The organism is Rheinheimera sp., from assembly GCF_036568245.1.
Taxonomy (GTDB): Bacteria; Pseudomonadota; Gammaproteobacteria; order Enterobacterales; family Alteromonadaceae; genus Alishewanella.
The window spans coordinates 1-5,886 of record NZ_DATCSY010000010.1; the positions used below are offsets into that span (position 1 = coordinate 1).

The 5,886-nt window shown below is 47.6% G+C and carries 7 protein-coding genes; all 7 read right to left on the reverse strand.

The features are described 5' to 3' along the window. The coding region (locus VIN66_RS00395; RefSeq protein ID WP_331922145.1) for a hypothetical protein at positions 1-705 on the reverse strand (705 nt) is incomplete at its 3' end. Beyond that, complete coding sequence (locus VIN66_RS00400; RefSeq protein ID WP_331922146.1) at positions 705-1,886, reverse strand: glycosyltransferase family 2 protein; 1,182 nt, start codon at positions 1,884-1,886, stop codon at positions 705-707. The genes VIN66_RS00395 and VIN66_RS00400, both read right to left, overlap by 1 nt. Before the next feature lie 21 nt (positions 1,887-1,907). After that, a complete protein-coding gene (locus VIN66_RS00405; RefSeq protein WP_331922147.1) occupies positions 1,908-2,411 on the reverse strand; it encodes a hypothetical protein in 504 nt (167 codons plus the stop codon). Continuing rightward, complete coding sequence (locus tag VIN66_RS00410; RefSeq protein ID WP_331922148.1) at positions 2,404-3,600, reverse strand: glycosyltransferase family 4 protein; 1,197 nt, start codon at positions 3,598-3,600, stop codon at positions 2,404-2,406. The genes VIN66_RS00405 and VIN66_RS00410 overlap by 8 nt, the downstream gene beginning before the upstream one ends. A 1-nt stretch (position 3,601) precedes the next feature. Continuing rightward, positions 3,602-4,234 (reverse strand): polysaccharide deacetylase family protein, encoded by a 633-nt coding sequence (locus tag VIN66_RS00415; protein WP_331922149.1) that lies wholly within the window; start codon positions 4,232-4,234, stop codon positions 3,602-3,604. A gap of 93 nt (positions 4,235-4,327) precedes the next feature. Beyond that, entirely contained in the window at positions 4,328-5,440 is a 1,113-nt protein-coding gene (locus tag VIN66_RS00420) for a glycosyltransferase (protein ID WP_331922150.1), read from the reverse strand. 4 nt (positions 5,441-5,444) lie between these two features. Continuing rightward, positions 5,445-5,886: hypothetical protein (locus tag VIN66_RS00425; RefSeq protein WP_331922151.1), on the reverse strand; the 442-nt coding region annotated here is incomplete at its 5' end.

A 5,886-nucleotide genomic window follows, 5' to 3' on the forward strand; every position in this document is an offset into this window, starting at 1 on the left:
GGAGTTAGGCTGCCCTGGCTTGTCTTTGGCATAGTAAATGGCATTGACCATCGCCGGCTGTGTATCGCTCGGTGCAGAAGGAAAAGTAAAATCGGCATAACAGCCGGTTTCTTTTAATACAATCAACTCATCGTTTACACCGCACCAGCGCCCGTCTGGGCGGCAGTTGTTCAGGCACCAGTTACCATGTATGAAGCTGTAACTTAGCTTGCCGGTCTCTGGGTTGCGCACGAAAGCACCATGTTCGCGATGCAGCATCTCTGTAAAATTGCTCAGTGTCTGGCGTAAGTTATCGCTGGTATCGTTGTCATGATGCAGATGCACCTCAATTTCACCAAAACCGCGATAACAAAGATCAGATATCTTCGCCAGATGTTCATGGCGATATTCCTCTTCCGGATAGTAAAAGCAGTGTTTTGGAAAACAGCCGTCAGCATCTTTAAACTGACCGGCAACTGCAGGGTAATCATTAAACCAACGGTCAACCCTGGCTCTCTCCTGCTCCAGTGAGATATTACGTCCCCACTGCGGTTCATAGTGATCTACAAAACAAAACAATACGTGTTTTGGGCCATTTACCTGAGCAGACCTTTTAGAAAGATGGCGGATATAATTCCACAACCAGTTCTGCATATTCTTCTGACGAATGATAGCCAGAAACGCAAATCCGGCGGCAACAACAATAAATACCAATAACACCCACATTACCTTTCTGTCCTCTGCCAGTTACCCTGAATATTTGTAGAAAAATACCGTTTAAAACCTACAGCCAATGCATAATTCATTGATACGAAAAATACCACTAACGACACCGGCATTGATAACAGCTTGCCTGCTTTATGCTTCTGATAGCCGTAAAATGCCAGCGAATAAAACAGAACCTGCATAATGAATATCAGCATATACGCCGGTTGATCCAGTAAAAACACATTGCTGACAGCCGCTGTTACCATCATATGCGGTACGAACCAACGCATAACTTTATGGCTGATATAGCTGAATAAACGGGCACCATTTTTTGGACTGAACATCCAGGGCATACTAAAACACGCCTGATAATTGCCAAGGCCAATTCTGATCCTGCGGCCCATTTCATCTTTTATCGTCGGCGCACTGTCTTCCGTAGCAATAGCTTCAGGGTCATACTTCAGGACGTATCCTAAACGGGCAATATTCATCGCTATTTTATAGTCATCGACAATAGTATTGGCAGGCAAAGGTGTGTATAGCGATTGCCTGATCGCATAGTTAGCGCCATTAGCACCCAATAGCGCATTAATTCGCGACTCGTGGAATTTCAGTAACCGCTCATAGCGCCAGTACACGCCATCACGGTTGTTGCCGCTTTGGCCATCTACCAGTTGCAGTTCACCGCATACGGCTCCGACATCAGGGTCAGCAAAGTGTCTGACCAGGCAGCGGATAGTGTCAGGTTTAAATGCAGTATTAGCATCGGTTAGTACGGTTATCTCGGTTTCAACCAAGCTCAGCAGCTCGTTCAGCACACTTACCTTACCGCGATTTTCAGTAAATAAATGCGCCTTTAACCTGGGGTCTTTGATGTCAGCAAGAATTTCTGCGGTGCGGTCTTTACTACCGTCAGAGCCAACTAACAAAGTAAGCTTATCTGCTGGATAATCCTGGCGCAGAATGTTCTCCACGCGCTGCGCAATACAGCTTTGCTCATTGTAAGCTGCTATGACAACGGTAACGGCTGGCAGATTGTCATCAACCAAGTGTTGGACACTGCGTTGGTTTTCGCCGCGCCAGATATAACTATTGTCACGCCATAGCTGCACCAGCGCACTGGCAGACATCAGCAACAGCGGATAAATGAAATAACTGTAAAGTATTACCGCGATACTGCCCCAAAACACCCATTCCATGGTTATACTGCCTTTCCTTAATTAACGTAAATATGGCTTTGCCGGCACACCAAGCATCGTAGCCGATTCAGGCGCAGACTTGGTGACCACCGCATTGGCGCCGACTTTCACTTTATTGCCAATATGCACCGGGCCAATTACTTTCGCGCCGGCACCAATGAAAATATCGCTGCCAAGCACCGGCGAGCGGCCTTTTTCGTCACCAATAACAACACCACTTTCAAGGGTAATATTGGTCTCTCCCCGTACTTTTGAGTTGATCACCACTCCAACCGGGTGCATCAGCACAAAGCCAGGGCCAAAATCTGCTCCTATTCCGATAACACAGCCATTGAGCAGTTTATTCAACTGGTAGCACAGGTAGGCAACCGGTGACAATCTTCTTTCAGCAAACCAACGCATCAAACGATACAACACATTTGCACAGGTGCCGTCAGCCATGATAACCCTTAGCATACTGACATTAGCACCATCTTCATGAAAGATCTGTTGCTTGCGACGTAAATCTGCAGTCAGTTTATGCATCAGGCAATAACCCCAGAAGCTGCTCTGCGTTATGTTTCCATTGCCGGTGCTGCTCAATATAGTGCCGCGCATTTTCTCCCACCCGGCATTGTTGCTCTTTATCTGCAACAAGCTGCAGCACGCGTGCAATACAGGCATTTCGATCATTAGCCGGAAATAACCAACCTGTCTCGTTATCTTTCACCACTTCAGTAACAGGTGAAAAATCGGGGACCACCATCCCTTTGGCCATCGCCATAAATTCAAACAACTTCATTGGCGAACCATAGTCATTAGAATCGGGCAAGATGCCATAGTCCATTGCGCCTATGTAGGTGGCTATTTCTTGATGAGCAACGCGCCCGGTTAAAATTATCTGAGAGGTTATCCCTGCCTGTTCAATACGCTGCTTTATTGGCTCGAAGCTGACACCGTCACCAACCAGCAATAATACTAAATCCGGATAATCTTTGATTTTGTCGGCTATCAGGTCAACAAACCAGTCGATACCGTGCCAGTGCACAAACGCCCCGACGTAACCAAGCACCACTTTATCATCAATATTCAGTTTTTCTCTTAACTGCTTCGCCGCCAGCTCATCAATAATAAACTGCGTCAAATCAGCCCCATTGGGTGAAACAACTGAAGGCGCTATGTTGCAATAACCATCTTTTGCAACCTGCTGAAAGTGCCCGGATATAAAAACCAGCCCGGTCGCATTTCTGAATACCCAGCCTTCAATTTTCCGCGCCAAAGCCCTGAAAAAAAGTGGCCGGACCCGATGTACAAGACAAGAGTCATTAATTTCAAGAATGACCGGAATTTTATTTCGCCTGGCCCACCACACCGTGACAAACATAAACAAGGAGTAACGCTCGTAAATGGTGGTAATTTTGTGAAGCTTAACCGCGCGGCGTAACCTTAGTACTGCCGGCAAATTATACGCTAACTCGAATAACTCAAATACCGCCTCCGGTACATAACGGGTTAAATCCAATAACCACCTGACAAGCGTACCTTTCTGTTTTGGCGCAGTCGTGTTCTGGTGTTGCGCACTGCCAGAGGCAGCGCGATCTGCTTCCGGATCTGCACCGGGTAGCGACAAAATGTGCACGCTATGACCAAGTGAACGTAACCCCTTTGTAACCCCCATGATATGTACACCTTCAGCCCCTTTACCGCGCGTCCGGTGATGAAACAGAATATTCATATCAGGACTCCAGCGACTTCAGTTGAAAGCCTTGCTGTTGCCATACCGGCAGAAGCTCATCCAGTGCTGCTATACAGCAATCGTTGTCATCATGAAACAACACGATATCGCCGGCAGTAAGCGGGTTATCCAAAAGATTTTTAACGATGATTGCAGGTTCAACTTTCTGATAATCCATTGAATCACGGCTCCAGTGCACGGCTTTGACTCTCATGTTACGCAGGCTAAGTAATACACGAAAACTCCACTGTCCTCTGGGCGCACGAAAATGGATGCAAGGCTTGCGTAAGATAGACTCGATGACTTGACCACTTTGATTTATCTCGGCCAGCTGAGCTTCGTATGACAATTTCGGCAGCGCCAGATGTTGATAACTGTGATTAGCAACTGTATGTCCACGTTTGGCGATTTCAGTCACTAGCTCAGGGTACTGTTTTGCATTTATACCTATCAGAAAAAAACTGGCTTTGGCGTTATATTTGTCCAGCAAATCGAGCAACCTAGGCGTCACTTCAGGGTGCGGGCCATCGTCAAACGTCAAATACAGTGCCGGTTCGCCTGAACTGTATTTTCGTCGCAAAATTGATTGAGGTATCAGGCCGCGTAACATACGCGAAATTCCACTTACCCGCATTACTTGTTGTCTCCATTTTTCATTTGCGCCACCCTGGCGCTTACAACTTATGGCTCTGACTCGCTGTTTCACGCAGTCCGTTGTTGTATATTCTTATCCAAGCATTTGTAACATTTGTGCTTTATTTTTATGCCAGCTAAAGCGCATAGCGTGCTGCTGTATGGCACTGCGATGCCACTGTCGCTGTAATGCCTGCTCCAATGCTGCGGCCAACGCAACCGGCTCAGGTGACGGCACCAGAATTCCGGTAACGTCCTGTTCAACTATCTCTGGGATGCCGCCAACCGCCGTGGCCACAACAGGAGTACCCGCTGCCATAGACTCTAACAGCACATTCGGCACTCCTTCATGGTAGCTGGGCAATACCACCAGACTTGCATACTGCATCAATGCTGGCAACTCTTTATGCTTAACGTTGCCAAGCAGTACAACCCTATCGGCAATCCCCTGCTTCTGGATACTTTGCAGCATAAGATCCCGCATGGCCCCGTCACCGGCAATCACCAGCTGATGTTCAGTAAAGCGGTCAGCCACCGCAGTAAACGCCTGCAGCAGTTCCATTACACCTTTATCCTGCTTCAAATTTCCGACAAACAGCATATAAGGTTTATCAATCTTACGCGGATATGTACCGGAAAATAACGCGTGGTCTACGCCATTGTATATTACCCGGACTTTAGCACCGTCTATCCCTAAGCCGACCATCTGCGCTTTGAGCTCTTCTGATACAGAGATGATTGCACTCGCTGTTTTAGCCGCCCGTTTTATCTGTACTGCCCGGGCTGCCTCCAGTCCATGCATATGAATATCAGAGCCGTGCACTTTAAAATAGAATTTGCAGCCAAACAAAGACGCCAACCAACTGGCCGCTACGGCGTCGGGGTAGGCCCAACTCGCCAGCATCACGTCAGGAGCACGCTTCCTGAGCCACAAACCAGAGTGCAGCAACAACGACAGAAACATAAAAACAGCATAAAAACGCCGCCCGATCTTAGGCAGAAAGAAGTAAGGGGCATAGCGAACACGGTCAGATTGCGATACTTTCCGGATGTGTCTGAACCAGTCGATAAAATTCACCGGCACCAGTATCGACAGCTCGTAGTCAGATTCAAGTAAAGCAAACTGCTGCCGGTTAAAACTGGCGCGCCCCGGCTCCCATGGCAGAGGATATAAATTAGATATGATAACAAGCTTGCGACGTGACATCAGCTTATACCTCGCATACGGTCACTCTGTGCTTACCGGCTGCGGTAAGAGGTATATCATCAACAATATTAATCGTCAGCGTCAGCTCTCCCTCGCTGTAGCGGTTTATCTCATTGGTAATAGCGACCCGTTCAGACTCCGTCAAAGGACGTTTTTCCACGATATTGATAGTCAAAGCATCCAGCTGACTCTGGCGCACCTGAAATTTATAAATGCCAGGAAACTCTTTGAATAAATGCGGAAAAAGCTCACCCGGGATTAATTTACCGGACGGCGTTTTAATCACGTCAAGTTTCCGGCCATCGACACTGGACATAACAGGCAACGGGTTACCACACTGACACAGGTTGTTGTGTAACGTCGCCCGGTCGCCATTCTGATACCTGATTAACGGCATGCCGTAATTGAACAGATCTGTCAGCAAAATATCGCCGCTTTCACCAAAC

Bases quoted from the DNA above. Each gene is read 5' to 3' on its own strand.
- VIN66_RS00400 (WP_331922146.1), bottom strand. From the start codon at position 1,886: ATGGAATGGGTGTTTTGGGGCAGTATCGCGGTAATACTTTACAGTTAT.
- VIN66_RS00405 (WP_331922147.1), bottom strand. From the start codon at position 2,411: ATGCATAAACTGACTGCAGATTTACGTCGCAAGCAACAGATCTTTCAT.
- VIN66_RS00410 (WP_331922148.1), bottom strand. From the start codon at position 3,600: ATGAATATTCTGTTTCATCACCGGACGCGCGGTAAAGGGGCTGAAGGT.
- VIN66_RS00415 (WP_331922149.1), bottom strand. From the start codon at position 4,234: ATGCGGGTAAGTGGAATTTCGCGTATGTTACGCGGCCTGATACCTCAA.
- VIN66_RS00420 (WP_331922150.1), bottom strand. From the start codon at position 5,440: ATGTCACGTCGCAAGCTTGTTATCATATCTAATTTATATCCTCTGCCA.